The 26,834-nt window shown below is 52.0% G+C and carries 27 protein-coding genes and 4 pseudogenes; 6 read left to right on the top strand and 25 right to left on the bottom strand.

Translation table 11 applies throughout. The features are described 5' to 3' along the window. Nucleotides 1-62 precede the first annotated feature (62 nt). The gene (locus tag C2U41_RS16275; protein ID WP_048232664.1) at nucleotides 63-1,430 is read left to right on the top strand and encodes a carbohydrate porin; all 1,368 of its coding nucleotides are present in this window, start codon (nucleotides 63-65) and stop codon (nucleotides 1,428-1,430) included. 48 nt (nucleotides 1,431-1,478) lie between these two features. On the opposite strand, the gene emrB is transcribed toward C2U41_RS16275, so the two are convergent. From emrB to C2U41_RS16180, 18 genes and pseudogenes are all read right to left on the bottom strand, one after another. Continuing rightward, nucleotides 1,479-3,017 (bottom strand): multidrug efflux MFS transporter permease subunit EmrB, encoded by a 1,539-nt coding sequence (gene emrB / locus C2U41_RS16270; RefSeq protein ID WP_003037306.1) that lies wholly within the window; start codon nucleotides 3,015-3,017, stop codon nucleotides 1,479-1,481. 16 nt (nucleotides 3,018-3,033) lie between these two features. Continuing rightward, complete coding sequence (gene emrA / locus C2U41_RS16265; protein WP_003037303.1) at nucleotides 3,034-4,206, bottom strand: multidrug efflux MFS transporter periplasmic adaptor subunit EmrA; 1,173 nt, start codon at nucleotides 4,204-4,206, stop codon at nucleotides 3,034-3,036. Between the two features lie 130 nt (nucleotides 4,207-4,336). Continuing rightward, nucleotides 4,337-4,867 (bottom strand): multidrug efflux transporter EmrAB transcriptional repressor EmrR, encoded by a 531-nt coding sequence (emrR, locus tag C2U41_RS16260; RefSeq protein ID WP_003037300.1) that lies wholly within the window; start codon nucleotides 4,865-4,867, stop codon nucleotides 4,337-4,339. Nucleotides 4,868-4,957: 90 nt separating this feature from the next. Next, entirely contained in the window at nucleotides 4,958-5,293 is a 336-nt protein-coding gene (gene ygaH, locus C2U41_RS16255; RefSeq protein WP_003037297.1) for an L-valine transporter subunit YgaH, read from the bottom strand. Continuing rightward, nucleotides 5,283-6,020, bottom strand: coding sequence for an AzlC family ABC transporter permease (locus C2U41_RS16250; RefSeq protein WP_103848300.1), 738 nt, complete (start codon nucleotides 6,018-6,020; stop codon nucleotides 5,283-5,285). The genes ygaH and C2U41_RS16250 overlap by 11 nt, the downstream gene beginning before the upstream one ends. 122 nt (nucleotides 6,021-6,142) lie before the next feature. Then, the gene (locus C2U41_RS16245; RefSeq protein WP_103848303.1) at nucleotides 6,143-7,327 is read right to left on the bottom strand and encodes an MFS transporter; all 1,185 of its coding nucleotides are present in this window, start codon (nucleotides 7,325-7,327) and stop codon (nucleotides 6,143-6,145) included. Nucleotides 7,328-7,518: 191 nt separating this feature from the next. Beyond that, a complete protein-coding gene (proX, locus tag C2U41_RS16240; RefSeq protein WP_003037288.1) occupies nucleotides 7,519-8,514 on the bottom strand; it encodes a glycine betaine/L-proline ABC transporter substrate-binding protein ProX in 996 nt (331 codons plus the stop codon). 68 nt (nucleotides 8,515-8,582) lie between these two features. Beyond that, nucleotides 8,583-9,647 carry a glycine betaine/L-proline ABC transporter permease ProW gene (gene proW, locus C2U41_RS16235; RefSeq protein WP_003037285.1) on the bottom strand — a complete coding sequence of 355 codons (1,065 nt, stop codon included), beginning with the start codon at nucleotides 9,645-9,647 and terminating at the stop codon, nucleotides 8,583-8,585. Beyond that, nucleotides 9,640-10,842: a glycine betaine/L-proline ABC transporter ATP-binding protein ProV gene (gene proV / locus C2U41_RS16230; RefSeq protein ID WP_003037282.1), complete on the bottom strand. Its 1,203-nt coding sequence runs from the start codon at nucleotides 10,840-10,842 to the stop codon at nucleotides 9,640-9,642. The genes proW and proV overlap by 8 nt, the downstream gene beginning before the upstream one ends. A 354-nt stretch (nucleotides 10,843-11,196) precedes the next feature. Beyond that, nucleotides 11,197-11,373: pseudogene (locus C2U41_RS16220) on the bottom strand (class 1b ribonucleoside-diphosphate reductase subunit beta); the annotation flags it as partial. 6 nt (nucleotides 11,374-11,379) lie between these two features. Continuing rightward, a protein-coding gene (locus C2U41_RS16215) for an IS1-like element IS1B family transposase (RefSeq protein WP_095033700.1) occupies nucleotides 11,380-12,077 on the bottom strand; the annotation gives its coding sequence in 2 pieces (ribosomal slippage) (nucleotides 11,380-11,828 and nucleotides 11,828-12,077; 699 coding nt in all). 55 nt (nucleotides 12,078-12,132) lie between these two features. Then, nucleotides 12,133-12,933: pseudogene (gene nrdF / locus C2U41_RS16210) on the bottom strand (class 1b ribonucleoside-diphosphate reductase subunit beta); the annotation flags it as partial. 10 nt (nucleotides 12,934-12,943) lie between these two features. Next, nucleotides 12,944-14,290, bottom strand: a pseudogene (gene nrdE, locus C2U41_RS16205) (class 1b ribonucleoside-diphosphate reductase subunit alpha); the annotation flags it as partial. Nucleotides 14,291-14,545: 255 nt separating this feature from the next. Beyond that, nucleotides 14,546-15,550: an IS110-like element IS4321 family transposase gene (locus C2U41_RS16200; protein WP_022542389.1), complete on the bottom strand. Its 1,005-nt coding sequence runs from the start codon at nucleotides 15,548-15,550 to the stop codon at nucleotides 14,546-14,548. 67 nt (nucleotides 15,551-15,617) lie between these two features. Beyond that, nucleotides 15,618-16,415 (bottom strand): annotated as a pseudogene (locus tag C2U41_RS16195) (ribonucleotide reductase N-terminal alpha domain-containing protein); the annotation flags it as partial. After that, the gene (gene nrdI / locus C2U41_RS16190) at nucleotides 16,388-16,798 is read right to left on the bottom strand and encodes a class Ib ribonucleoside-diphosphate reductase assembly flavoprotein NrdI (RefSeq protein WP_003037273.1); all 411 of its coding nucleotides are present in this window, start codon (nucleotides 16,796-16,798) and stop codon (nucleotides 16,388-16,390) included. The gene nrdI and the pseudogene C2U41_RS16195, both read right to left, overlap by 28 nt. Next, entirely contained in the window at nucleotides 16,795-17,040 is a 246-nt protein-coding gene (gene nrdH / locus C2U41_RS16185) for a glutaredoxin-like protein NrdH (RefSeq protein ID WP_003037270.1), read from the bottom strand. The genes nrdI and nrdH overlap by 4 nt, the downstream gene beginning before the upstream one ends. A gap of 279 nt (nucleotides 17,041-17,319) precedes the next feature. Further along, nucleotides 17,320-17,751, bottom strand: coding sequence for a carboxymuconolactone decarboxylase family protein (locus C2U41_RS16180; protein ID WP_003037267.1), 432 nt, complete (start codon nucleotides 17,749-17,751; stop codon nucleotides 17,320-17,322). A gap of 90 nt (nucleotides 17,752-17,841) precedes the next feature. Here C2U41_RS16180 and pdxR point away from each other — a divergent pair, with 90 nt between their 5' ends. Further along, the gene (gene pdxR / locus C2U41_RS16175) at nucleotides 17,842-19,176 is read left to right on the top strand and encodes a MocR-like pyridoxine biosynthesis transcription factor PdxR (RefSeq protein ID WP_048217216.1); all 1,335 of its coding nucleotides are present in this window, start codon (nucleotides 17,842-17,844) and stop codon (nucleotides 19,174-19,176) included. 248 nt (nucleotides 19,177-19,424) lie between these two features. Beyond that, nucleotides 19,425-19,775 carry a DUF2002 family protein gene (locus tag C2U41_RS16170; protein WP_044699663.1) on the top strand — a complete coding sequence of 117 codons (351 nt, stop codon included), beginning with the start codon at nucleotides 19,425-19,427 and terminating at the stop codon, nucleotides 19,773-19,775. 36 nt (nucleotides 19,776-19,811) lie between these two features. Here the strand turns inward: C2U41_RS16170 and alaE are convergent, their stop codons facing one another. Further along, nucleotides 19,812-20,261, bottom strand: coding sequence for an L-alanine exporter AlaE (gene alaE, locus C2U41_RS16165; RefSeq protein WP_003037259.1), 450 nt, complete (start codon nucleotides 20,259-20,261; stop codon nucleotides 19,812-19,814). 557 nt (nucleotides 20,262-20,818) lie between these two features. Here alaE and stpA point away from each other — a divergent pair. Then, on the top strand, nucleotides 20,819-21,220 hold the full coding sequence (stpA, locus tag C2U41_RS16160; RefSeq protein ID WP_003839690.1) for a DNA-binding protein StpA: 402 nt from the start codon (nucleotides 20,819-20,821) through the stop codon (nucleotides 21,218-21,220). A gap of 36 nt (nucleotides 21,221-21,256) precedes the next feature. On the opposite strand, the gene C2U41_RS16155 is transcribed toward stpA, so the two are convergent. From C2U41_RS16155 to C2U41_RS16145, 3 genes are all read right to left on the bottom strand, one after another. Then, entirely contained in the window at nucleotides 21,257-21,436 is a 180-nt protein-coding gene (locus C2U41_RS16155; protein ID WP_003037253.1) for a hypothetical protein, read from the bottom strand. A 90-nt stretch (nucleotides 21,437-21,526) separates the two neighbouring features. Continuing rightward, nucleotides 21,527-22,054 (bottom strand): rhodanese family protein, encoded by a 528-nt coding sequence (locus C2U41_RS16150; RefSeq protein ID WP_103849172.1) that lies wholly within the window; start codon nucleotides 22,052-22,054, stop codon nucleotides 21,527-21,529. A 9-nt stretch (nucleotides 22,055-22,063) separates the two neighbouring features. Next, on the bottom strand, nucleotides 22,064-22,363 hold the full coding sequence (locus C2U41_RS16145; protein ID WP_096878955.1) for an ArsR/SmtB family transcription factor: 300 nt from the start codon (nucleotides 22,361-22,363) through the stop codon (nucleotides 22,064-22,066). Between the two features lie 184 nt (nucleotides 22,364-22,547). On the opposite strand from C2U41_RS16145, the gene C2U41_RS16140 reads away from it, so the two are divergent. Beyond that, nucleotides 22,548-22,706: a YqaE/Pmp3 family membrane protein gene (locus C2U41_RS16140; protein WP_003037242.1), complete on the top strand. Its 159-nt coding sequence runs from the start codon at nucleotides 22,548-22,550 to the stop codon at nucleotides 22,704-22,706. A 95-nt stretch (nucleotides 22,707-22,801) separates the two neighbouring features. After that, nucleotides 22,802-23,251 carry a peptidoglycan-binding protein LysM gene (gene lysM, locus C2U41_RS16135; RefSeq protein ID WP_003037241.1) on the top strand — a complete coding sequence of 150 codons (450 nt, stop codon included), beginning with the start codon at nucleotides 22,802-22,804 and terminating at the stop codon, nucleotides 23,249-23,251. A 12-nt stretch (nucleotides 23,252-23,263) separates the two neighbouring features. Here the strand turns inward: lysM and csiR are convergent, their stop codons facing one another. From csiR to gabT, 3 genes are all read right to left on the bottom strand, one after another. Next, nucleotides 23,264-23,950 (bottom strand): DNA-binding transcriptional regulator CsiR, encoded by a 687-nt coding sequence (gene csiR / locus C2U41_RS16130; protein ID WP_003037236.1) that lies wholly within the window; start codon nucleotides 23,948-23,950, stop codon nucleotides 23,264-23,266. 45 nt (nucleotides 23,951-23,995) lie between these two features. Next, nucleotides 23,996-25,396 carry a GABA permease gene (gabP, locus tag C2U41_RS16125; protein WP_103849468.1) on the bottom strand — a complete coding sequence of 467 codons (1,401 nt, stop codon included), beginning with the start codon at nucleotides 25,394-25,396 and terminating at the stop codon, nucleotides 23,996-23,998. A gap of 142 nt (nucleotides 25,397-25,538) precedes the next feature. Beyond that, the gene (gabT, locus tag C2U41_RS16120) at nucleotides 25,539-26,822 is read right to left on the bottom strand and encodes a 4-aminobutyrate--2-oxoglutarate transaminase (protein ID WP_046670394.1); all 1,284 of its coding nucleotides are present in this window, start codon (nucleotides 26,820-26,822) and stop codon (nucleotides 25,539-25,541) included. Between the last annotated feature and the right edge of the window lie 12 nt (nucleotides 26,823-26,834).

Genomic DNA, 26,834 nt, shown 5'->3' with positions numbered 1-26,834 from the left:
CGCTGGTGGATGGGGTTTTTATCAAATCTTATCTGGTATACATTAAACTTTAGGGATAAAAAATGAAGGTGAAATATTTAGCGCTTGTGGTCGGCGCTTGCTTTTCGCATAACCTTTGGGCAGCAAATACCGCTATTGAACAGCGTCTTGCTGAACTGGAGCAGCGCGTGATTAATGCCGAACAGCGAGCCGCAGATGCTGAATCGCAAATTCGCTCGCTGAGGCAGCAGCAGGTAGCCGCAGCGCCGACGGTGCAAGTACAATCTGCTGAACCCTCCGCCTCTACGGAAAATCCACCCAAGTTAACGCTATCCGGTTTTAGCGATATCAAGTTCTATGGCGACGTTGAGTTTAATATGGATGCGGCAAGCCGTTCTGGTAGCCTGACATCAACCAGAACTTCAGCAAATAAAGATTGGGCGCCGGGAACGAATGAACGTTGGGATATCAACGGGCGTCTGCTATTAGGGTTTGATGGCTACCAACGACTGAACAACGGTAATTTCGCCGGATTCTCAGTTCAGCCGCTGGCAGACCTGACCGGAAAAATGAATCTCGATGATGCAGTGTTCTTTTTTGGCCAGGAAAAAGACTGGCAAATTAAGGTCGGACGTTTTGAAGCGTACGATATGTTCCCGCTGAATCAGGATACGTTTATTGAATATTCAGGTAATACGGCGAATGATCTTTACAGTGATGGCTATGGCTATATTTATATGATGAAAGAGGGGCGTGGACGTAGCGACAGCGGCGGTAATTTCCTGATAAGTAAAACCATCGATAACTGGTATTTTGAAGTGAATACATTGATGGAAAATGGCAGTACGCTCTATACCGAGAAGCAGTACCACGGGATGGACTTAACCAATGATAAAAACGTGGCTTACGTGCGCCCGGTGATCGCCTGGCAAAACGGGCGTTTCTCGACGGCAGTGGCGATGGAAAGTAACGTCGTTAACAACGCCTACGGCTATTATGAGAACGGGAAGTGGATCGATCAGTCCGATCGTACGGGGTATGGTTTTACCATGACCTGGGACGGACAAAAAACCGATGCGGAAGACGGCGCGGTGATTAACCTGAATACTGCTTATATGGACGCGACCGATGAGACCGATTTTACCGCTGGGGTAAACGCGTTGTGGCATCGATTCGAACTGGGCTATATCTATGCGCATAACAACATTGACGCTTTCAATGCCACTAACCTGGAAGCCGTTTGCGAGGAAGACTGCTGGATCACCGATCCGGGCAGCTATGATATTCACACCATCCATGCCTCATACTTATTCCCTAACGTAATGAATATGAGAAACTTTAATATCTATCTCGGTGCTTATGCCTCATGGGTTGAGGCCGATCCGAACAATGGCGACAACAGCGAAGATGCACGTTACGGCGGACGCCTGAGATTCAAATATTATTTCTGATGCTGGCCACAATAAAAAAGGGATCCGCAGATCCCTTTTATCAGATAGTTAGTGCGCTCCGCCGCCGCCGCCGCCCGCGCCGAAGGGTGGTTTAGCGAACCACACCAGACCAAGCAAAACCAGGAAGATACCCGCCGACATCCAGAAGATTTCGTTGGCGGAAATAATCAGACCCTGATTAGTGATCTGCTGAGCTATCCACCCTGACGCCTGCTGGTGCGTCATCCCTAAATCCTGCAGCTTGTCGTACATTGCCTGAGCATTTGGGTTGTAGGGGTTAACAGATTCCGTTAGCTGAGCATGGTGCAGCGACTCACGGTTAGTCCACATCGTTGTTGTAATCGATGTACCAATAGAGCCAGCCAGCGTTCGCGTAAAGTTAGACAAGCTCGATGCAGCCGCCAGACGCTCAGGCGGTAAACCGGACAGCGTAATGGTCGTCAGCGGCATAAAGAAGCAGGCTACTGCGAACCCCTGAATAAACTGCGGCCAGGCCGATGCGCCAAAGTCCATACCCGGCTCGAACGTCCACGCACGCCAGTAGAAACAGACGGCGTACATAATAAAACTGAATGTCACCAGCCGACGCATATCCAGCTTGTGCGCAAAGCGACCGATTATTGGCGACAGGATCACCGGAATAATCCCAACCGGCGCGGACGCCAGACCAGCCCAGGTTGCCGTATAGCCGTAAACCTCCTGCAATAGCTGCGGCAGCAGGACGATGGCGCCGAAGTAGAGCATATAGGCCAGGCTAATACACAGGCAGCCGATGGTAAAGTTGCGCGACTTAAACAGCGAGAGATCGACAATCGGGTGCTCGTCGGTAAGCTCCCAGACGATCAGGAAGCTGATAGCAACCACGGCGACCACCGTCAGGATGATAATCTCCTGCGAGGCGAACCAGTCCAGCTCTTTGCCGCGGTCGAGCATAATCTGCAAACTGCCGATACCGATGACCAGCAGTGCCAGACCAATGGCGTCAATGCGCCGCTGCTCGGTTTTGGTTTCCCGACCGCGCAGGGTTTGCAGGGTCATCAATACCACCGCAGCTCCGATTGGCACGTTGATAAAAAATATCCAGCCCCAGTGATAGTTGTCGCTGATATAGCCCCCAAGAATTGGGCCACATATCGGGGCAACAATCACCGTCATCGACCATAGCGCGAGGGCGATGGAACGCTTGGCGGGTGGATAGTTATTCAGCAACAGGCTCTGTGACAGCGGAATTAATGGACCGGCGACAATACCCTGGATTACGCGGAAGAAAATCAGCATGTTCAGGCTGGTGGACATCCCGCATGCCCATGACGCAATGACGAAGGCGATAGTTGACCACATAAAGAGTCTTACTTCGCCAAAGCGTTTTGCCAGCCAGCCGGTGATCGGAATAGAGATAGCGTTCGCTACCCCGAATGAGGTGATCACCCAGGTTCCCTGGCTCAATGAAGAGCCGAGGTTCCCGGCGATAGTGGGGATCGCCACGTTAGCAATGGTGGAGTCCAGCACCTGCATGAATGTCGCCAGGGACAGCGCGATCGTCATTATGACGAGCTGCGCGCCTTCCAGCGGTTTTTGCTGTTGCATCACACGCACCTTTGAATTAGCCCGCGTTGGCCCGCACGATCTCTTCGATCATCTTATTGACCGGAGCAAGGTCGATTTCACGTGCATTACTTTCTGATACTGGCGTGGTGCGGACCTGGCTTGCCAGAATTTGTCCGTCACGATTGGAGGTATCGACTGTAACCAGCGTAGACAAACCGATCCGCAGAGGATGCTGTGCCAGTTGCTGCGCATCCAGTTCGATACGCACCGGCAGACGCTGGACGACTTTGATCCAGTTACCGGTCGCGTTTTGTGCTGGCAGCAAGGAGAAGGCGCTGCCCGTTCCCATATCGAGGCCGACAACTTTACCGGTATATTTCACGTCATCGCCATAAATATCGCTGACAACCGTCGCGGGTTGACCAATACGAATGTGGGCGAGCTGTGTTTCTTTGAAGTTGGCATCCACCCACAGGTTGGTGGCCGGAACAACCGCCATTAACGGCGTGGTTGGGCTAATTTGCGCACCAGGCTGTACGGCGCGACGGGATACATAACCGGTCATTGGGCTGACAATTCTGGTACGTTCCAGCGCCAGCCAGGCATCGCGCACTTCGGTGGCGGCCTGTTGTACGGCGGGTTGATCTTCCAGCTTGCTGCCGAGAATCATTGCCTGGTTAGCATTATATTGTTGGATTGCGACATCAAGCTGAGCCTGAGCGCTGGCGACGGCATCACGCGCATGTTGCAGCTCTTCGCGGCCAATCAGGTTGGCGTTGCCCAGCGGGACTCGGCGATTAAAATCGCTTTGTGCCTGCGCCAGAGCTGTTTTCTGCACTTCAATGTTGGCCTGTAACTGCTTGCTGTTGATCATCAACTGGTGCGTCTGACGCACGCTGGAGGCCAGCGCAGTTTTGGCTTTTTCAAATGCCTGTTTGGCATCTGTCTGGTCGAGGGTGACCAGCACATCGCCTTGTTTTACAAAGTCAGTGTTATCAGCCCAGACTTTCGTCACGCTGCCTGATACCTGCGCCATGATTTGAACCTGGTTCCCTGCCACGTACGCATCATCTGTATCTTCGTAATGACGCAGTACTAAAAACCAATAAATCCCATATGCCACGGCAATGATAATAAAGAGCAAGGTCAGAAGGAGAAGCAGACTTTTACGTTTGCCATTCTTCTTGACCGGTTGCTGCGGGGTTTGAGTCTCCGCATTTGCGCTCATGTTTTTCTCCACGATCTTCTTTTTATTCACATCGGCTGAGCCGACCTGTTTATCAGACAGGCCAGCAGTATGCGTGCTGGCCTGTCGGTTTTTTCATTTATAAATCTGGATTTCTGAGCGAGTCGACGCCTTAGCGCAGCGCTTCTAACACCGCGCCATCCTGCTCCATCTGATCAAGACGGGTCAGAAGTTTACGGGTAATTTGCTCAAGCTGATCTTTTTCGGTGGTGCTAAGAGACGACCAGAGCTGGTGCAGGCAATTATGCTGAGGCGGTAACACCTCTTGCAAAAATGCATGGCCTTTCTCGGTCAATTGCAGATGCAGACAGCGGCGATCGTTATCGCTTTCGCGACGTTCGATCCAGCCACGTTTTTCTAACTCATCCGCGATGCGGGTAGCGTTAGTACGTGACGAGCCAAGCGCACAACTCAGTTCAGAAGGCTGAATACTGTGGTTTTCCTGAGACTCCAGCGTAATCAACGCCATAAACAACGTCTCGTTAATCCCTTGAGCTTTCAGCATCTTATTGCGATTTTCCAGCAGCTTGCCCTGCATGTGCATGCATAGACGAGTCAGAAGCACTTCCTGATAAGGGAACTCTTCGTAGCGGCTGGCGCGAAATTTTAGCATTTGTTCAATGGGCGTAAACGAACTATCCATTTGGGTATAACCTCATTAATTTCAGCCGATATAGTAACGACAGTGACAAATAAAGTAAATGTATTATTAATTTAAAATGATTGTTTTTATCTATAAGACAACCAGCATTTTCCAGGCTAATCCATAGCCCAGAGCACTCAGTAACGTTGGAATGATGATGCTGCGGGTCTTATAGAAGCTTGCACCCAGTATGACAAACCCCACCAGAGTAGGCACGAACCGACGAGCGTCGTGCATCACTTCTGGCGCGGTAGACACCACCAGCAGGGCGCAAATTGATGTAATGCCAATAGTGTCGAGTAATATGCCCGTCGCGCCGCGCTTCGTCGGGCGAACATTGCCGACCCCAAGACGGAGCGGCAAATAGCGAAAACAGTAATTTACGCAGCCGACCAACAGGCCAAGTAGCAGAACTTCATAGCTCATCAGGACCTCCTTGCCAAAATGACTGGATGAGCGCCGTCAGGCATCCACAGACAATACCTGCAAGGATAGCGGCAGGGATGGAAAACAGCATGACGCCAGCCAGCGCCCCGGCGAGTGCCGCAGTCACGCAAAGCGCCTGTTTTCGTTGGAATGACGCGAGCAGGAAGCTCATAAACAGCGCCGGGAGCATGAAGCCCAGTGCCGCTTCAACCGCCGGGTAATCTTTGAGTAAACCACTGCCGGAAAACGCGCCGAGCACCGTACCAAACACCCAGGAGGCCCAGGAGCATAGCGCAATGCCGATCATCCAGTTTTCACTCCAGCGCCGGTTATCCCGTACCAGTTTCGCCGTTGCAGCGGCAAAGACTTCATCGGTAAGGCCAAAAGCCCACAGCGCGCTTTTGGGTTTACTCAGTCGCTGGGTGATCCGACTACGCAGGGAAGGGCCGTACAAAACATGACGGACATCCATGGCCATGACGGTTAGCGCGGCGACCCACAGCGAACTGCCTGCGGCGAGCATGGTGGTAATGACAAACTGGCTGGCTCCCGCATAGATAATGCAGGAGAAAAAGACGCTTTCAACCGGCGTAAAGCCAAGGCGAGTGGCATTGAGACCAAATGCAAAAGCGACCGGAATATAGCTGATAACTATTGGCAGGCTGTCTTTGAATCCTTCCGTTAACGTTGCCGAACTGGATTCAGACTGGGGTACAGGGCTTTCCATAGGGTTATAGGTTTCATTACCGAAATTAATATAACTTGGTTCAATGAGTTATAACCTTAGCAGACTGATGGGCTCCTTAACACCCTGTGGAGCCCAATCAGCGGTAAACATGCGTTATACGCTTAATTTACGGCTTCCTGACGGTGAAAACCTCGCCACCAGACCAACAGGTTGAGTATGGCAACGGTCGTACCTGCCAGACAAACGCCAGCCCACCCGGCATGCTGCCAGGCAGAGGCTGAAATCAGCGAACCTGCCGCTCCGCCAATAAAATAGCTGGTCATGTATCCGGCGGTCAGGCGATTACGCGCGTCAGGATGAATGCGATAGATAACCGTCTGGTTGGTGATGTGCACTCCCTGAACGGTGAGGTCCAACACCAGAATACCGATAATCAGCATGGGGACTGAAGCATGCCCAAACCAAATAGCAAGCCAGGAGAGCAGTAGTAATAGCAGCCCCATAGTTGTGGTCAGGTGGGATTTACCTTTATCGGCAAAACCGCCCGCCGGACGTGCGCCTAACGCCCCTGCGGCACCCGCCAGACCGAACAGACCAATCATTCCTTCCGAATAGTTAAACGGCGGCGCGGCGAGCAAAAACGCCATCGAGGTCCACAGAATACTGAAATTGGCAAAAGTCAGGCAGCCCAGCATCGCGCGGGTACGCAGCAATTTATCGTGAATAAACAGGCAGAATACGGAGCCTAACAGCTGCGGATAGTTGAGATGGGTATCGGATTTCATCTTCGGCAGGCCGCGCCACAGTGCAACCGCCATCAGCGCCATTAATACTGATGCGACCCAAAATACGGTGCGCCAGCCGCCAAGATTCGCCAGTAATCCCGCCACGGTGCGCGCCAGTAGAATACCTAGCAGCAGGCCGCTCATAATCGTCCCAACAACTTTACCGCGCTTGTCCGGTGTGGCAAGCGTTGCCGCCAGCGGAACCAAAATCTGTGCCACTACCGAGAACAGCCCGGTCAGGGCAGTACCGAGGATCAGCATACCCAGCGACTGGCTGCTGGCGGTGATCAGCATGCCACCAGCCGCTAACAGCGTCATGGAGACAATCAGCATCCGGCGTTCAAACATATCGCCGAGCGGCACTAAGAACAGCAGGCCGGCGGCGTAGCCGAGCTGGGCCGCGGTGACGATAAACCCTGCGGTACTGGCAGAGAGCGAAAAGTTGCGCGCGATGGTGTCGAGCAGCGGCTGCGCATAATAGTTACTGGCGACGGCGAGGCCGGTGGCGATAGACATTAACAGGATTAGCGAAGGGCTAAGTCCCTGAGTTGTTTTCGTCATGGTTTTCAACTGAATAATGGATAGCAGAAAACAATCATAACGGAAGTGATTAAATGTTGCTGATTTGTTGAGTGATGGATTGTGCGATTGGAGGAGGGTGGATAGGCCGGATAAGGCGCATCGCGCCACCATCCGGCATTGGTATGGTTATTGTGCCTGATGACGCTACGCTCATCAGGCCTGCGAGTGGGTTATTTCTGCGCGGCCAGCGCTTCGTTCACCCAGCCGTCAAACTGCTGCTGGTGGGCTTTGATCCAGCCGTCAACGTGACCCTGCACGTCGGCTTCAGACGCTTTCCCGTCGTGCATCATTGCGTTTTGCGCGTTGATATCCGCCAGCGGCAGCTTCATGATGGCAAACAGTTTCGCCGCAGCCGGGTTTTTCTCCGCCCAGGCTTTATTGGCGACAATATGCATCGTGTTCACCGGGAAGCCGTAGTTGGCGCCGTTTGGCAGCTTGGTATCAATATCTTTCTGCTCGCCAGGCAGGGAAGAGAACGGCACCTGCAGCCAGACCACATCTTTACCCGGCTTCATTACGTCGCTGACCCAGTACGGTGTCCAGGTGTAGTAAAGAATGGGTTTACCTTCTTTGAAACGGGTAATGGTGTCAGCCATCATCGCTGCATAGTTACCGTGGCTGACCTCGACGGTTTTTTCCAGATCAAAGGCTTTGTTCTGGTGGTTGATTACTGCTTCACAACCCCAGCCCGGTGAACAGCCCATCATATCGGCTTTTCCGTCACCGTTGGTGTCAAAGATTTTGGCGATCTTCGGATCTTTTAACTGGGCGATATTGGTGATTTTGTACTGCTCAGCGGTTTTTTTGTCGATCAGATAACCCTGTGCGGCACCCGTAACGAATACCCCCTCGCGATAAAACTTTTTGTCTCCGCCCGCTGCGGCGTACATATCATCATGCAGCGGCTGCCAGTTCACGGCGGTAAAAGTTGCATCGCCAGAGGCAATGGAGGTATAGCCGACGTTGTAGTCAACTTCGCTGGTTTTGTTAACGGTGTAACCCAGTTTCTCCAGCGCACGGGCGACTAACTGCGTCTGGAAGGATTCTTCAGAGATAGTGCTCTGGATTGGCTGTACGGTAATGCCTTTGCCCGGCAGGTCGGCAGCGAAAGTGCTGGTGGAGACAAGGGTGGCAAACGCTGTGGCAATAATTGCTTTCTGTCGCATCGTTGTTCCTTAATTATTGGAGGGACGTGTAGGCCCGGTAAGCAATGCGCCACCGGGCAACGGGTGAATTACTTCGTGAAAGGGCGAGTGATAAGCCCAACGGGACCAGTGGTGTACCAGCGACGGTTGCCACGGCTACGCGAATCGCGACCAACGGCCTGCGTCAGGCGATCCAGAATGATGGCGAGGATCACAATCCCAACTCCGCCGACGGTGGCAAGCCCCATATCCAGACGACCAATTCCGCGCAGAACCATCTGACCCAGCCCGCCCACGGCAATCATCGACGCGATGACGACCATTGAGAGCGCCAGCATCAGCGTCTGGTTAACCCCGGCCATAATGGTGGGCATTGCCAGCGGGAGCTGCACTTTAAACAGCATCTGACGCGGGCTGGCACCAAACGAACGCGAGGCTTCAATCAGATCGGCTGGCACCTGGTTAATCCCCAGAATAGTCAGACGTACGATTGGCGGCAGGGCGAAGATAATCGTCACTACTACGCCCGGGACGTTACCAATACCGAACAACATGACAATCGGCACCAGATAGACAAACGCGGGTGTGGTTTGCATGGCGTCCAGCAGCGGGCGAACAATTTTTGCTGCCCGTGGACTGCGCGCCAACCAGATCCCCATCGGCAGACCGATCACCACGCAGAACAGCAACGCGGTCAACACCAGCGCCAGGGTTATCATGGCCTGCGACCACGCGCCGATGGCACCGATGGCAATTAAGGAAATCAGCGTAGCAACGCCCATCCCAACGCCGGAAATCTGCCAGGCAATCAGCGCGAACAGGATAATCGCCACCGGGGCTGGCATACCTAACAGCAGCTGCTGAAAACCGTTGAGAATGTAATCCACCGGGACACGAATGCCCTGGAAGACCGGACGGAAATGGGTAACGACCCAGTCGATCCCCTCTGTGACCCAGCTGTCCAGTGGGATCAGTGTTTTATGGAACGGATCCATAATATTGAAATGCTCTGGTGCCGGCGCGGGGGCGCTGGTCAGCCAGTCCGCGCCACCGCCGTCAGTGGGCGCACCGGATGGCGTGCTCCAGGCATCGGCAGTTTGTGCGGCGCTGTCGGCCGCTGGTGTGGTATCCCACGGATTAGTTTGATCAGCCATTGTTTACCCCCTCACGATCTAAAGCCTGTAACAGCATGCGTTTTGAAATGACGCCCACATACTGCTGTTCCTCATCAACAACCGGCACCGCGCACGGGGCCTGGCCGACATGAGAAAGCAACTCGCTGAGAGGAGTTTGTGCATCTACGGCTAACGGCTCATCGATCAATGCTGCTTCAATACCTTGCGCCTGACTTAACGCTGTTTTTAAGGAGTCGATTGAAACAACGCCAACGAATTTATTGCCGCGTTCGATCACGTAACCATATTCGCGATCTTTGTCCTGCAATAATTGCAGCGCCGAACGTGGACCCACCCCGGGCGTTTTACGAATTAAACCTTCGGGGCTACGGCGTGAAATATCTTTCGCACTGAAGACCTGGCTAATATCAACGCCACGGAAGAAGGTGCGTACATAATCATTGGCTGGATTATTCAGGATTTCATCCGGCGTGCCGACCTGGACCACTTCACCGTTTTGCATAATGGCAATTCTGTCGCCAATACGCATAGCTTCGTCGAGATCATGCGATATAAAGACCACGGTGCGTTGATGCTTCGCCTGTAGTTTTACCAGTTCATCCTGCATCTCAGTACGAATTAATGGATCGAGGGCTGAGAAGGCCTCATCCATTAATAAGATATCAGGGTTAATGGCTAATGCGCGGGCGAGGCCTACACGCTGGCGCATACCCCCGGAAAGTTCATCCGGGTATCCGTGAGCATAATTCTCCAGACCAACCTGACGTAGCGCATCTAACGCTTTTTCACGACGTTCATCCGCACCAACACCGGCTAATTCCATGCCGAATGCCGTATTGTCCAGCACCGTCATGTGCGGCATCAGGGCAAAGGACTGGAACACCATCGCAATCTTTTTTCTGCGCACCTCGCGAAGCTCAGCATCGGATATCCGGGCGATGTCTACGCCGTCAATCAATACCTGCCCGCGGGTGGGTTCAATCAGGCGATTGAGAAGGCGTACCATTGTGGATTTACCCGAACCGGATAATCCCATGATGACAAATATCTCGCCTTCTTCAATGGCCAGACTGGCGTTCTTAACGCCAAGCGATAGCCCCGTTTTATCCAGAATCTGCTCTTTTGAAAGTCCTTTTTCAATATATTTGAAGGCTCTCTGCGGATGCTCTCCAAATATCTTATAGAGATTTTTAACTTCTAATTTAATTGCCATGCAATAGAATGATTCCTGTTATTTGTTTATATCGATATATTACCTGATGGAAATAGTGACCTTTTTCTACCCTAACATACTGAGAATCTGAGACAACCCTGAATTTGGTTGTGGCATGAATATTGCCAAAGGTCAGGTGGCGGGACTTCCCGTGATATAAGGGCTGAGCGCGAATGTGAGCGGCTTAATATTTTTTGTAAATGGCAATGAAAAGTCGCCTGAATTGCTGGAATGCAGGCGAATAATGCGTCTGATATTGAGTGTAGATCACACAATTATATTTGCACGACAAAAGTGTGATCCTGTTAAAATATTTCCGCGAAAAATGTACGGTATTTCCCGTGAAAATGGGTGCTAGAAATTCCAGTCGTCATCTTCAGTTTCGACCGCTTTTCCCATCACATAGGATGAACCGGAACCCGAGAAGAAATCGTGGTTTTCGTCAGCGTTGGGCGACAGCGCGGCAAGGATTGCCGGGTTAACCTCCGCCATTTCAGGCGGAAATAGCGCCTCATATCCCAAGGTAATGACTCCAACTTATTGATAGTGTTTTATGTTCAGATAATGCCCGATGACTTTGTCATGCAGCTCCACCGATTTTGAGAACGACAGCGACTTCCGTCCCAGCCGTGCCAGGTGCTGCCTCAGATTCAGGTTATGCCGCTCAATTCGCTGCGTATATCGCTTGCTGATTACGTGCAGCTTTCCCTTCAGGCGGGATTCATACAGCGGCCAGCCATCCGTCATCCATATCACCACGTCAAAGGGTGACAGCAGGCTCATAAGACGCCCCAGCGTCGCCATAGTGCGTTCACCGAATACGTGCGCAACAACCGTCTTCCGGAGCCTGTCATACGCGTAAAACAGCCAGCGCTGGCGCGATTTAGCCCCGACGTATCCCCACTGTTCGTCCATTTCCGCGCAGACGATGACGTCACTGCCCGGCTGTATGCGCGAGGTTACCGACTGCGGCCTGAGTTTTTTAAATGGCGGAAAATCGTGTTGAGGCCAACGCCCATAATGCGGGCGGTTGCCCGGCATCCAACGCCATTCATGGCCATATCAATGATTTTCTGGTGCGTACCGGGTTGAGAAGCGGTGTAAGTGAACTGCAGTTGCCATGTTTTACGGCAGTGAGAGCAGAGATAGCGCTGATGTCCGGCGGTGCTTTTGCCGTTACGCACCACCCCGTCAGTAGCTGAACAGGAGGGACAGCTGATAGAAACAGAAGCCACTGGAGCACCTCAAAAACACCATCATACACTAAATCAGTAAGTTGGCAGCATCACCATATCCCAAATTCATTAATGCCTTATTGGCGTTGTAACAAAGGAAGGCTTTGACGTCATCCACCCAGCCGGTCTCTGCATACAATTCTTCCGTATAACGCGCTTCGTTATCATACAATTCCATCAACAGGTCAAAGGCAAAATGCTTTAACTCGTCGCGTGCTGATTCGGAAATATGCTCCAGACCTTTTTGATATTTATAACCAATGTAATACCCATGAACCGCTTCATCACGAATGATCAGACGAATGAGATCGGCGGTATTGGTCAGTTTACCGCGACTGGAGAAATACATCGGTAACCAGAAGCCAGAATAGAACAGGAAGGATTCCAGAAACACGCTGGCTATTTTTTTCTTCAACGGTTCGTCGCTGGCGTAATGTGCCAAAACGATCTGCGCCTTGCGCTGGAGTGGGGTATTTTCTTCACTCCAGGCGTAAGCTGCATCCACATCTTTGGTCTGGCAAAGGGTGGAGAAAATAGAGCTATAGGAACGGGCGTGCACCGCCTCCATAAAGCTGATATTCGACAGCACCGCCTCTTCATGCGGCGTTAACGAATCAGTCATTAACGCTGGTGCTCCGGCAACATTCTGAATGGTGTCGAGCAGCGTCAGCCCGGTAAAAACGCGGATTGTTAGCTGCTGTTCGGCTGCGTTCAACGTTTGCCAGGCCGGAATGTCATTGGAGAGCGGGACCTTTTCCGGGAGCCAGAAGTTACTGGTCAGACGGTTCCATACCTCAAGATCTTTATCATCCTCAATCTTGTTCCAGTTGATGGCGCTCACGCGGGATAATGTCATTTTCTTCTCCTTACAGCGCGCATGACACGCAGCCTTCGATTTCGGTGCCTTCCAGCGCCAGCTGGCGTAGTCGGATGTAGTACAGGGATTTGATGCCCTTACGCCAGGCGTAAATCTGCGCTTTGTTGATATCGCGCGTGGTGGCGGTATCGGGGAAAAAGAGCGTCAGTGAAAGCCCTTGGTCGACATGCCGCGTTGCTTCAGCGTAAGTATCAATGATTTTTTGTGGACCGATCTCGTAGGCATCCTGATACAAGGCCAGATTCTCATTGGTCATAAACGGGGCAGGGTAGTAAACGCGCCCGGTTTTGCCCTCTTTGCGAATCTCCACTTTCGACACGATCGGGTGAATGCTTGACGTGGCATGGTTGATGTAGGAGATAGAACCGGTGGGCGGAACCGCCTGTAAATTCTGGTTGTAAATACCGTAGCGCATCACATCTTCACGCAGTTGCTCCCACATCTCGCGCGTCGGCAGCGTAATGCCGCTGACGGCAAACAATGTGCGGACCTTGTCGGTTTTTGGCTGCCAGTCGCCCTGCAGATACTGGTTAAAATACTCGCCGCTGGCGTAGCGTGACTGTTTGAATCCGGCAAAGGTTTGACCCCGCTCGCGAGCGATCTTCATTGACGTATTCAGCGCATGCCATGTGATGGTGTAGAAATAGAGATTGGTGAAATCCAGCCCTTCCGGCGAGCCGTAGGCGATCCCTTCCCGCGCCAGATACCCGTGCAGATTCATCTGCCCAAGACCAATCGCGTGCGACGCGCTGTTCCCGGCGTCGATCGAAGGCACGCTGCGGATATGGCTCATGTCCGAAACGGCGGTTAAGCCGCGAACCGCCGTTTCCACGGTGCGACCAAAATCGGGTGAATCCATGGTATGGGCAATGTTCAAGGAGCCGAGATTGCAGGAGATATCGTGCCCGATCTGCGCGTAATTGAGATTTTCATCGTAGGTGGAGGCACTGTTAACCTGCAAAATCTCCGAGCACAGGTTGCTCATATTGATCCGACCGGCAATCGGATTGGCGCGATTCACCGTATCTTCAAACATGATGTAAGGATAACCAGACTCAAACTGGATCTCGGCCAGCCGCTGGAAGAATTCGCGGGCGTTAATGTATTTTTTGCGCACGCGTTCGTCGGCCACCAGTTCGTCATACCGCTCACTCACGGCGATATCACCGAACGGTTTGCCGAAAATCCGTTCCACGTCATACGGTGAGAACAGCGCCATCCGGGCATTTTCTTTCGCTAGCCGGAAGGTGACGTCGGGGATCACCACGCCAAGCGAGAGCGTTTTGATACGGATTTTTTCGTCGGCGTTTTCACGTTTAGTATCGAGAAAACGTAATCTATGGTCACTCCCGTTTTTGCAACACCGATTTTGACGACAAGTTGGCTTGCTTGAATCTATCCGGCGTCTGAATGGGATTTTATTCCCGCGCCTTGATGAGTTCCGCGCCTGATGAACCTCCAGAAAATATACGGCTTCAATGAGCCTTTCCGTTTTACAGGTTCCTCAACAGGCCGGTGGGCCGTTAGTATCATCAATATCAGTATTCGCAAAACCAGATCAGTAATTCTTTAAACCGGTGTATTTCTGCCGTTATGCTACATAAGTTTGCTGTCGTGCCGTTAGGGCCCAGGCTATTCTGGCCAGCTTGTTTGCCAGAGCACAAGTGACGACAAAGTTGCTTTTCCGGCACAGTAAATCCCTGACCCAATCGGCCAATTTGCCAGACTGGTGTTCCAGTTTTTGTATGAATACCCTGGCACATTGAACCAACAAAGTTCGGATCTTTTTATTACCTCGCTTACTAATTCCCAGCAATGTCGTCCTACCTCCCGTGCTGTACTGCCGAGGTACAAGCCCTGTTGCCGCCGCAAAGTCACGGCTGCTGGCGTACTGCTTCCCGTCGCCAATCTCAGTTGAAATAGTACTCGCTGTCAGTGTTCCGACGCAGGGAATGCTCAGCAAGCGCTGTCCAACCTCATCTTCGTCCAACTTTCGTTTCAACTGGGATTCCAAATCTTTAATCTGCTCAACAAGATAGTGATAATGCTGTTGTAATTTCAGCAATAACTGGCTGAGGTAAAGAGGCAAACTATTGTCCTCAAGAAGGGTACTCAGTCGGCTAATAACGGCAGCTCCTCGGGGAACGCTAATGCCAAATTCCAGCAGAAAAGCATGCATTTGATTGGTTGTTTTTACCTTATCCTGAACCAGGGATTCACGGACACGATGCAGAGCCCGCATTGCCTGCTGAGATTCCGTTCTGGGCTGCACAAAACGCATAGACGGACGCGATGCAGCTTCACAAATAGCTTCGGCGTCGACAAAGTCGTTTTTATTGCTTTTAACGAACGGGCGGACAAATTGTGGTGATATCAGCTTTGGGGAATGCCCCAACTCTTCCAACTTGCGTGCCATAAAGTGAGAACCGCCACAGGCTTCCATTGCGATGGTTGTAGCGGGGCATGTCGCCAAAAATTCGATCAACTTTGGCCGGGTAAATTTTTTACGGTAAACAGCCTTCCCGCGACGATCCTGGCAATGAATATGGAAAGAGTTTTTACCCAGATCGATACCAATGAGCGCAATGTTTTCCATGATAGTTCTCCGAATGAAAGCCTGTCCTCAGCATAATACCGGGAAGGAGGGAGTGACCATCTCATTAAATATCCGGATGGTGTGCGTGCAAATACACCGCGCCTGCGCCCTGACGTGCCCCGAGTTGATTCGCATAAGAAAACGCATCTTCCAGCATTTTCATTACCGGGATCACCCCAGAGGACTGGTTCTCAATGCGTTTAATGGGCGCACCTGCCTCGCGCAGGTTGGAGAGCAAAAATGCCACGCCGCCGCCGCGTTTGGAGAGCTGAAGTGCGGAGTTGACCGCCCGACCAATAGACTCCATGTTGTCTTCAATACGCAACAGGAAGCAGGAGACCAGCTCACCGCGTTGCTGTTTACCGCAGTTTAAAAAGGTTGGTGTGGCGGGCTGAAAGCGCCCGGAGAGCATTTCATCGGTCAGTTGCATCGCGAGTGCTTCATCGCCCTGCGCCAGCGTGAGCGCCACCATCGTTACCCGATCCTCAAAGTCTTCGAGATAGCGCTTACCGTCGAACGTTTTCAACGTATAGCTGGTGTAGAACTTCCATGCGCCGAGGAACGTCTGGAAACGGAATCCGCTGGCGTGGGCGTGGGCGAATAGCTTCAGCACGAACGCGCGATCGTAGCGGGCTAACACGCTGGCATCGTAATAGCCTTCATCCACCAACGTTTCCAGGTGCTCCTGCTGGCTGGCAAACGCCACCGAGTTGGGGCGGACGTGTGCGGCAAAGAAAGCCTCCACCGCCTGATGGTCTTTGTCGAACTGAATGCGCCCGGCTTTATCATACAGATTCAGCATGGCGTTCAGGGCGTGATAATCCAGCGTTGGCTGCATTACACGTTCTGCGGTTGTCGTTGCCAAAATTCGCTCACTCCTTTTCGAACGTTGTCGATATCGCTTTGGGTGCCCATCAGCTCAAAGCGATAGAGCCACGGCACGCCGCATTTTTGTGAGATGACATCACCCGCGCGACCGTAGGCGTCACCGAAATTACGATTGCCTGAGGCGATCACTCCACGGATTAACGCCCGGTTGTGCGTATCGTTTAAAAAGCGGATCACCTGTCTTGGGACCGCGCCAGCAGTGCCGCCGCCGCCGTAGGACGGCACGATTAATATGTAAGGTTCGTCTACCCGGATCGGCTCGCGTTCGTTAAGCGGAATGCGGATGGCAGGCAGCCCCAGACGCTGCATAAAGCGGTGCGTATTTTCGGAGCTGCTGGAGAAGTAGACGAGCTGACTCATGCGCTGGCCACACGGTGTTCCGGATGCAGACGGTTGATCATGTCCGGGCGAAACCCTGACCAACTGGTTTCACCCGCGACTACGACCGGTAACTGGCGAAACCCTTGATCGCGCAGGTTATCAGCCAAATCGGGCTGTAAATCGACGTTTACCATCTCAAAGTCAAAACCACGGCTTTCCATTGCCCGTTTGGTGGCATGGCACTGAACACAGTTATTGCGAGTGTAAATAATAATACGCATGATTCGTATTTCTATTTAAAAATAAAAGATCGGCGCGATAGAGGGCGTCGGGTTGTGTGTGTCCTGATAGGAAAGATACTAGATGTAGTTTTAAAAAGATTCAACCATACAAGATATGGGAATTTTAGATTGATGATGGGCTGGGTTATGGGCATGGCAGGGGAAGTGATATGTACCATCGCAGGTTGCCGGATGGCGCGCGTCGCGTCTAATCCGGCCTACAGGAAAGCACTTCCCAGGCCGGATAAGGCGTTTATGCCGCCATCCGGAAGCGCAGAATCACATGCGCATCCCCACCGCCAGGCGGTTAAAGCAGTTCATCAGGCTAATGGCAAATGTCAGGTCGCTAATCTCTTTCGCGCTGAAATGGTCGAGCAGCGGCAGATAAACGTCATCTTCGGCGTGACTAGTGGCAATTTGAGTGACCGATTCGGCCCACGCCAGCGCCGCACGTTCCTGCTCGCTGAAGTGGTGACTCACCCGCCAGCCTGCCAGCGCATCCAGTTTGGCCTGCGCAACTCCGGATTTGCGCAGTGCTTTACTGTGCATTTCCAGACAAAAGGCGCAGCCGTTGATTTGCGAGACCCGCAGGTAAATCAGTTCCGTCAGCGTAGGTTCCAGCGCGCAGTTCTCCAGCGCTTTGCTTGCCTGAACCAGAGCGTTATAGATTTCGGGGCTGAGTTCATAATAGGGCTGGCGTAACATGGTCATGGTATTTCTCCTCGTTTGGATGAGCCGCAATGTAGCACTATAATGGACTGCTACAGAGAGCCATATTGTTACCAAAAAAGCAGACCATAAATGCCGCGCTATCAGCAAATCGCCCGTCAGTTAAAAAACGCAATTGAGAAAGGTGAACTCAAGCCCGGTACCAGATTGCCCTCCAGTCGGACCTGGGCCCAGGAGCTGGGAGTATCACGCTCGACGGTGGAAAATGCCTATGCAGAGCTGGTGGCGCAGGGCTGGCTCGCGCGGCGTGGACAGGCAGGAACGTTTGTCAGTGAGCAACTGCAACCAGAAAGGGCGTCTGCATCTCCTGCCATCTTTGCCGGAGAAAATCCCAGACCGCAAACTTTTCAGATGGGATTACCCGCACTCGATCTTTTTCCGCGCGAAGTCTGGGCGCGGGTGATGGGACGGCGTTTGCGCACCCAAACGCGTTTTGATCTGGCGGTGGGCGATGTGTGTGGCGAGCGGGCGTTACGTCAGGCGATTGTGGATTACCTGCGGGTCTCACGCAGCATTGAATGCCAGCCAGAGCAGATTTTTATCACTTCAGGTTATGCGGCATCAATGACGTTAATCCTGCGCGCTCTGGCGCATCCCGGAGAGGGAATGTGGGTCGAAGATCCCGGCTTTCCGCTGATTCGGCCCGTGGTGGCTCAAGAACGCATTGAGTTGAAGCCGGTAGCGGTGGATGCCGATGGTCTGGATGTCAGCGCCGGGATTCGCGACTACCCGCAGGCGCGTTTTGTACTGCTCACTCCCGCACATCAAAGCCCACTGGGAGTAGCACTGTCTTTAGACCGTCGCCACCAGTTGCTGGAGTGGGCGACTCGTGCGCAGGCGTGGGTAATCGAAGATGACTATGACAGTGAATTTCGTTACCACGGTAAGCCGTTGCCGCCGCTAAAAAGTCTGGATGCGCCCCAGCGGGTGATTTATGCCGGAACGTTCAGCAAATCGATGTTTCCGGCTTTGCGTACGGCATGGCTGGTGGTGCCCCTGACCCAGGTTGAACACTTTCGCCAACAAGCGGCGCTAACGGCCTGTAGCGTCCCGGTTCTATGGCAGCAAACGCTGGCGGATTTTATGCGAGACGGCCACTTCTGGCGACACTTAAAACGTATGCGACAACATTATGCCGAACGACGACAATGGATGGAAAACGCCCTGACCGAACAAGGATTTAGCGTCATTCCTCAGGAAGGTGGGATTCAACTGGTGATGAGTGTGGACGGAGATGATGTTGCGCTGGTGCGTAAAGCGAATCAGGCCGGGTTAGCTGTTCAGGCGTTAAGCCGCTGGCGAATAACGTCAGAAGGAAAGGGGGGAATATTGCTGTCATTTACCAATATCAGCTCGGCGGAAATGGCGCAACAGGCGGCGTACCAACTGCGGATGGCGCTGACATAAATCTATACCCGTCATACTTCAAGTAGCATGTGCGTTGGCTGCGTTCGTTCACCCCAGTCACTTACTTTAGTAAGCTCCTGGGGATTCGCTCCCTTGCCGCCTTCCTGCAACTCGAATTATTTAGGGTATATAAGGTTCTTACGATATGCGTCCCACCATCGCCACCCGTTTATGGACTTTTCTGAAAGCGTTGCTAATGCTGAATCAGGTAAGGTAAGCCCGCAGTAAAAGATAACGAGGAAAATAATATGTATTTACGACCTGATGAGGTGGCGCGCGTACTTGAAAAAGTGGGCTTTACCGTTGATGTAGTGACGCAGAAAACGTACGGCTATCGTCGTGGCGAAAATTATGTGTACGTTAACCGTGAAGCACGCATGGGACGTACCGCATTAATTATCCATCCCACGCTAAAAGAGCGCAGCTCTTCGCTGGCAGAACCGGCGACGGATATTAAAACCTGCGATCATTACCAGCAATTCCCGCTGTATTTAGCCGGAGATACTCATGAGCATTATGGTATTCCGCATGGCTTTAGCTCGCGTATTGCGCTTGAGCGTTATCTGAGCGGGTTGTTTGGCGACGTTAATTCTAACTAATAACGCGACTGGCAGTGCCAGTCGCGAAGAAGCGTGTCAGGCTTTAGCCTGATGATAGCTGCTGACCTTAAACAAGCGGCGGCAATAATCAAGAAAGTAGCCATAGACAGCGCCCATCAGCATTGATACCACGATGTTCGAACTTACTGCAGCCGTAATCTGGTGCCAGTCCGCGCCAACCGTCAGCAGAATAATCACATACACCGGCGACTGGAAGGTGACATAAGCCAGCACATCCGCCAGATTTTTTGCCCATCCTGCCTGCGTGGCTTTACGCGCCGCGCGCATGAACAAATCACGGTACATGCCGTATGGCCACGCGATCAGTATGTTGACAGGGATAGCGACTAATCTGGAATACAGCGACTGTTCGAAGCTCATTCCAGAAAGGAATATTTCGATCAACATGTTCACGACAGAACAATAAACAACCATCGCGAACGTGTCTGCTACTGCATGACGCAAGCGTGACTGCGGAGAGAACATGTTAATGCTCCTTGTAAAAAGGGGGAAAAAGGTTTTGAATACCTTAACTGCTAGTGATTTGTCTTGCTGCTTTCGCGTTTTAATAGGATATCTGCCTGGATAATAACTAGCAACTAGCTTAAAATTTTTATTTATTGTCTTTTTGTCGATAAAATGCTCTGTAATGGTTTGTTTTTTGTTCGTTTTGGTGTTTTCGTTGCTGTGTTAATTAAAATTCTTTTAGATCAAAGAGTTATTTTTTCTTGTTTTTCTGAAATTTTTGCGCTCCTTTTCTGAATGTTGACTGATGTGCAATATGTATACTCGTTGGTTCCACGCGATGCTATGGCCTGTTTCTTAAGTGACGCACTGAGATACCTTGCAGGTATATTCAAAGCTGCAATCAGGGTCATAGAATATATTGTCTGAGCGATAGCAGAATGGATGCTATAAATATCAGAGTTGGCTATTTGTTTAATGACCTGCGAATAAATTAGACTGGAAATATAATAATCAGTTGCATACAATATTTAGCGTAATACCATTTTTATGTTTTACGTTAAAGAGGTTTTGTTAATATGAGTTCAATGTTAAAAAACTTAAATAATATCCGCTCGCTGCGTGCAATGGCTCGTGAATTTTCCGTTGATGTACTGGAAGATATGCTTGAAAAATTCAGGGTAGTGACCAAAGAACGGCGCGATGAAGAAGAACAGCTACAGCGCCAACGCGCAGAACAGCAGGCAAAAATTAATGCCTTGCTGGCGCAGATGCAGGCAGACGGGATCAGCCCGGAGGAGCTGCTGAGCATAACACCGGCTACGACACGTTCAGTTAAAAAACGCCAACCGCGCCCGGCGAAATATCGTTTTATCGATCTCAATGGTGAAACGAAAACATGGACTGGGCAAGGTCGCACACCGAAGCCAATTGCCCAGGCGCTGGCTACCGGTAAATCTCTTGATGACTTTCTGATCTAATTACGAAGGCGGTGAGGAGATCCTCACCGCTTATTTTCAGCAAACGCCGAAATCACCCTCTTCGGTATATCGCGTGACATCAGCTGCTTTCAGCGTGAATTTATCACCGTTTTCATTACTGGCTTGTACCGCCACAATTTGATCGTCATTGACTTCAACAACCTTCAGTTTTGGACCGCCCATACGCGGTTGAACCAGATCGCCAGGTTTAAACATATTGTTGCGCTCCTTTATTTATCATTTATCGCAGAACTCACCATAGATCACGTCAACCGGCGGGTACAGTGCTGTTTCAATGATTACCGCTTAATGAGTACGTCGGTTCCAGGGCATTTTGTCCAGCAGACGCGCCATGCCGCAAAAGCCGGTCACGCCAGCGAGAATCATCCCGGCCCCGACAAAACCGCTCAGCAGGAAGAAAGCACTGCTGACGGTGTAACCCAGAATAACACCGAGTAAGGCAAGGCTACCTGCGGCTATCTGCACCTGACGCATCAGCGGTAACGGTTGTGAACTGTCTTTCGTCACCGGCAACCCTGCGGCTTTCCAGCCGTCAATTCCACCTTCCAGCAGCCAGACCTGCGCGGGCGCAGCAATGGCGCTCAGTTTTGTTGCCGCATTTTGTGTACGTTTGCCTGACTGGCAGTGAAAAATCACCTGCTCGGCGCGTAAATTCGCAGGCAGCGATCCCTGCTCAAGCGCGGGCAACGGCGCCAGATGAGCCTCAGGAATATGCTCGTGCAGATACTCGTCAGCGTCGCGGATATCAATCAGTTTTGCACCTTGCGCGACCAGTGTCTGCGCCTCGCGCGGGGAAATCGTCCCAATAGTCATGATGGCTCCTTATGGGCAATACAGTGTTTTTAATGTGGCGATCAGCGAATTCACTGCCGCATTTTTAATGGAGTAGAGGATGCGCTGGGCATCGCGCTGGCTTTCTATCAGACCTTCTTCACGCATACGCGCCAGATGCTGGGAAGTGGCGGAAGGGCTAAGGCCGGTAACACGGGCTAACTCGCCTGCGCTGGTACCGGGTGAACCGCAGAGCATGCACAAAATCAGCAACCGTTTCGGGTTACTCATCGCTTTTAGCAGGGCGGCAGCTTGTTCTGCGCTGGCCTGGAATTGTTCAAGTTCAGTCATATGTATTTAAGCACAATCTAAATTAAGCACATTCTAAAATAAACAACCAACGTACGCCAGCGTAAAGAGCGTAAAGGAGGGTAAAACAGCCGCGGAATGCTGGCGGAGTTGGGTAGAATGGCTACTCTTAGAGATAAAATCTCTTTTTAAACAATGATTAATTTTTTGCTTGTAGGGAGTGTGTATGGGTTTCTGGAGAATCGTTTTTACTATTATTCTGCCCCCGCTTGGCGTGCTGCTGGGGAAGGGGTTCGGCTGGGCATTTATCCTCAATATCGTTCTGACGCTGCTGGGCTACATCCCTGGTTTGATCCATGCCTTCTGGATACAGACGCGTAATTAATTCCTTTCAACTACGGCGCTTTGGCGCCGTTTTCTTTGGCCCCCTTTCTCCTCTGCTACACTTTTGGGTGTTAATTGTTAATTACCGAGGTGGATATGGGACTCTTCAATTTTGTAAAAGATGCGGGTGAAAAACTGTGGGATGCGGTCACTGGAAACCATGACACAGCCGATCTGGCAAAAAAAGTGCAGGAACACCTGAACAAAACTGGCATCCCTGATGCGGATAAAGTGGACGTGCAAATTAACGAAGGCAAAGCCACTGTTTCTGGTGATGGATTAAGTCAGGAGGCGAAAGAAAAAATTCTGATCGCGATTGGTAATATCTCCGGTATTGCCAGCGTAGATGATCAGGTTAAAACCTCTGCGCCCGCGAGCGAAAGCCAGTTTTATACCGTGAAATCAGGGGATACCCTGAGCGCTATTGCTAAACAGGTTTACGGTAATGCCAACCTGTATAACCAGATATTTGAAGCGAATAAACCAATGCTGAAAAGTCCGGATAAAATCTATCCTGGGCAGGTGTTACGTATTCCGGAGCAGTAATATTATTCAGGCTTATTCCGTCAGCAATTTACCGGACATCGCCTGTTGAATAATCGGAATCGGCGTCAGCAGGTGCTGGCGCATTAATTCGCTGGCGCGCGCGGCATCGCGTGCAAGAATTGCTTCGGTCAACGTTTGGTGCTGATCGTGTTTGTCTTCCAGCATCTCCACCGACAGCACCGTTTTTCGCAGCCAGATAAACCGGTAGCGCGCCGCCAAATCGAACAGTCGTTCGCGCATTTGCAGCAGATATTGTGAACCACAGCCAGCGACAATCGCCGAGTGAAACGCCTGATGGCGCTGATCCCACTCGTCGAGCATCTGTTCGCTGGCATCAATGGCTTCAAGCTTACTAAGCATATGCGCGCGCGCCAGAATTTCAGCTTCCCAGGCATCGTCGCCGCGTTCAATGGCCAGCGCGACCAGCATGGCTTCCATATTGGCGCGGGCATCGAAAATATCGAGCAACTCCTGCTCTGACATCGGGGCAACACGATACCCTTTCTGATTTACTACCGTCACCAACCGCTCGGCAACTAACTGCGAAAGCGCTTCGCGTAGCGGTCCCACGCCAAGCTCATAGCGTGAGGTCAGCAGGCTCATACGCAGTTTTTCATCAGGCTGATACACACCGCGGATGATGTCGTTCTTCAGCCAGCGGTATCCATCAATGGCCGTCGGTTGGGGAATGGCGGTCATGGTCATACTCCTGAAAGGATTTCCCGGCCTGCGCCGGGAACAGGTTTAATGCGTATTTTGCAATGGTGCTTTTTGCCACGATAGCAGTTTTTTCCAGCGTGACATAATGGGCACGGTGCAAATAATTCCTATGGCTAACAATCCGGTAGAGATAACTTCCAGCTGTTGTGCCGGGCGAAACAGCATGACCACCAGCACAAAGATAATAAATGCGATGACCAGCCAGGTAAGCCACGGATAGAGCCACATTTTCAGTTTAATTTCGCCGCCTCGCGCTAGCAGGATTTTACGCATCCGCAGTTGAGAAACAGCAATGACCAGATAGACCAGCAGTGCGATGGCACCGGAACTGTCGATCAGGAATTTAAACACCTTGGCCGGGGCGTAATAGTTGACGATGACGGTGAGGAATGCGGCACCGGTAGACAGCAACACCGCCACATAAGGCGTTTTACTGCGGTTCGTTTTACCCATAAAAGCGGGGGCATCGCCACGGCGGCTCAGGGAGTAGAGCATACGCGAGGACGTATACAGCGCGGAGTTGAGACAGCTAGTCACCGACAGCAAAATGACGCAATCCATGATCAGTTTCGTGTGCGGGATATGCAGTAGCTCCAGTACCGAGCGGTAAGAACCGACTTCTTTCAGTCCCGGCATGTTCCACGGGATCAGCGCCACCACCACAAAAATAGAGCACAGATAGAAGATGGAGATACGCCAGATAACCGAGTTGGTGGCGCGAACGATATGTTTATCCGGGGTATCGGATTCGGCGGCGGCGATGGTAACTATCTCTGCGCCCATAAAGGAGAACATGGTGATTAACATTGCGCTGATCACGGCGCCAAAACCGTTGGGCATAAAGCCGCCCTGATCCCACAAGCGCGAAACCCCGCTGACATCGGCATAAGGGTAGAAACCGCTAATCGCCGCTGCGCCGAGGGTTATAAACGCCAGAATGGCAATCACTTTGCACAGCGCCAGCCAGAACTCGAACTCACCATAATTTTTGACGCTCAGCAAATTACTGCCGGTTAATGCCAGCGTGATAACCAGAGAAAACAGCCAGATAGGAATACCAGGCACCCAGGAGTGAAGAATGATGGCGGCGATATTCGCCTCCAGCGGTATAACCAACACCCAGAACCACCAGTACAACCAGCCGATGGTGTAACCTGCCCAAGGGCCGATGGCCTTATCGGCGTATGTGGAAAAAGAACCGGTATCCGGTGTGGCGACGGCCATTTCGGCCAACATGCGCATAATCATCACCACCAGCAATCCGGCGAACAGATAGGCTAATAATACTGCGGGGCCGGCTTCTGCAATCGCCACGCTTGAACCGACAAACAGACTTGCGCCGATTACCCCGGCAATAGACAGCATGGTGACGTGGCGTGATTTCAGCCCGCCCCCTAAATCATGTGATTGTGACACTTGCCCCATCTTTAAACCTCTCGAAAGTATTTCACTTGGGAGAGCACCCCGGCATTCCCGCGCCGGGGCACGCGTATTATTGTTATTGACCCTGTTTGCCGGATGGCGGCTCCGCCTTATCCGGCTTAAAACTCCCCGTTTTGATACGGGTTTAACCCTGCTTTGCCTCGGCAAAACACTGGGCGATAATGTCCAGCCCCTGGCGGATTTGCGCATCTTCAATAGTCAGCGGGACAAGAATGCGCAGCACGTTGTAGTAAGGTCCGCAGGAGAGCAGGATTAGCCCTTTATCGCGGGCACGAGCGACGATTTCAGCTGTCAGTTTGGCATCGGGCTTCGTGCGATCGCCGTCTTCGAACAGTTCGATAGCAATCATCGCGCCCAGCCCGCGTACGTCGCCAATCTCGCGGTGGGTTTCCGCGATAGCCAACAGGCCTTCACGCAGGGTTTGCCCCAGCTCGTTGGCTTTTTGCAGCAGATCTTCCTGCTCGAAAATGTTTAGTACCGCCAGCGCAGCGGCACAGGCAATTGGGTTACCTGCATAGGTACCGCCCAGACCGCCCGGTGGAATAGCGTCCATGACATCGGCGCGTCCGGTCACGCCTGCCAGCGGGAAGCCTCCGGCGATGGATTTAGCGAAGGTGGTGAGATCGGGCGCAACGCCCATCTGCTCCATGGCAAACAGCGTACCGGTGCGACCCGCACCGCTCTGTACTTCATCAGCAATCAGCATGATCCCGTGTTCGTCACAAATAGCGCGCAGACGTTGCATAAAAGCAGGGGAAGCGGCGTAAAAACCACCTTCGCCCTGGACGGGTTCAATTACGATGGCGGCGACGTCTTCTGGCGCGGCATCGTTTTTGAAAATGCGGTGAATACTGGCGATAGCATCGTCGTCACTGATGCCGTGCAGCGGGCAAGGATAAAGTGCGCGATACACGTGGCCCGGCATCAGCCCCATTCCGGCAGAGTATGGGTTCACTTTCCCGGTCAGTGACAAGGTGTAGTGGGTACGGCCGTGGTAAGCACCGCTGAAGGCGATTGTGCCGGTGCGTTTGGTGGCGGCGCGGGCGATTTTCACCGCATTTTCTACCGCTTCAGAACCGGTGGTCACCAGCAGGGTTTTCTTGGCGAAATCACCCGGCACTTTCTTATTCATGATTTCGCACAGCTCCAGGTATGGCTCATAGGCCAGTACCTGGAAACAGGTATGGGACAGCTTTTTCAACTGCGCTTCTACCGCAGAGACGATCTGCGGGTGCAGGTGACCGGTGTTCAACACTGCAATACCGCCAGCAAAGTCAAGGAATTCACGGCCTTCAACGTCCCAGACCCGACAGTTTTCTGCACGCTCGGCAAAAATAGGGTGGATCTGGCCTACGCCACGGGGAACGGCGTTGCTGCGACGTTGCATAAGTTCTTTGTTGGTGCTCATCAGGTGTTCTCC

The sequence above is a fragment of the Citrobacter freundii complex sp. CFNIH4 genome, from assembly GCF_002934505.1.
In the GTDB taxonomy this organism is placed as follows: Bacteria; Pseudomonadota; Gammaproteobacteria; order Enterobacterales; family Enterobacteriaceae; genus Citrobacter; species Citrobacter freundii.
Note: the sequence above shows the minus strand (reverse complement) of the source record. Positions and strands in the feature narration are given on the sequence as shown.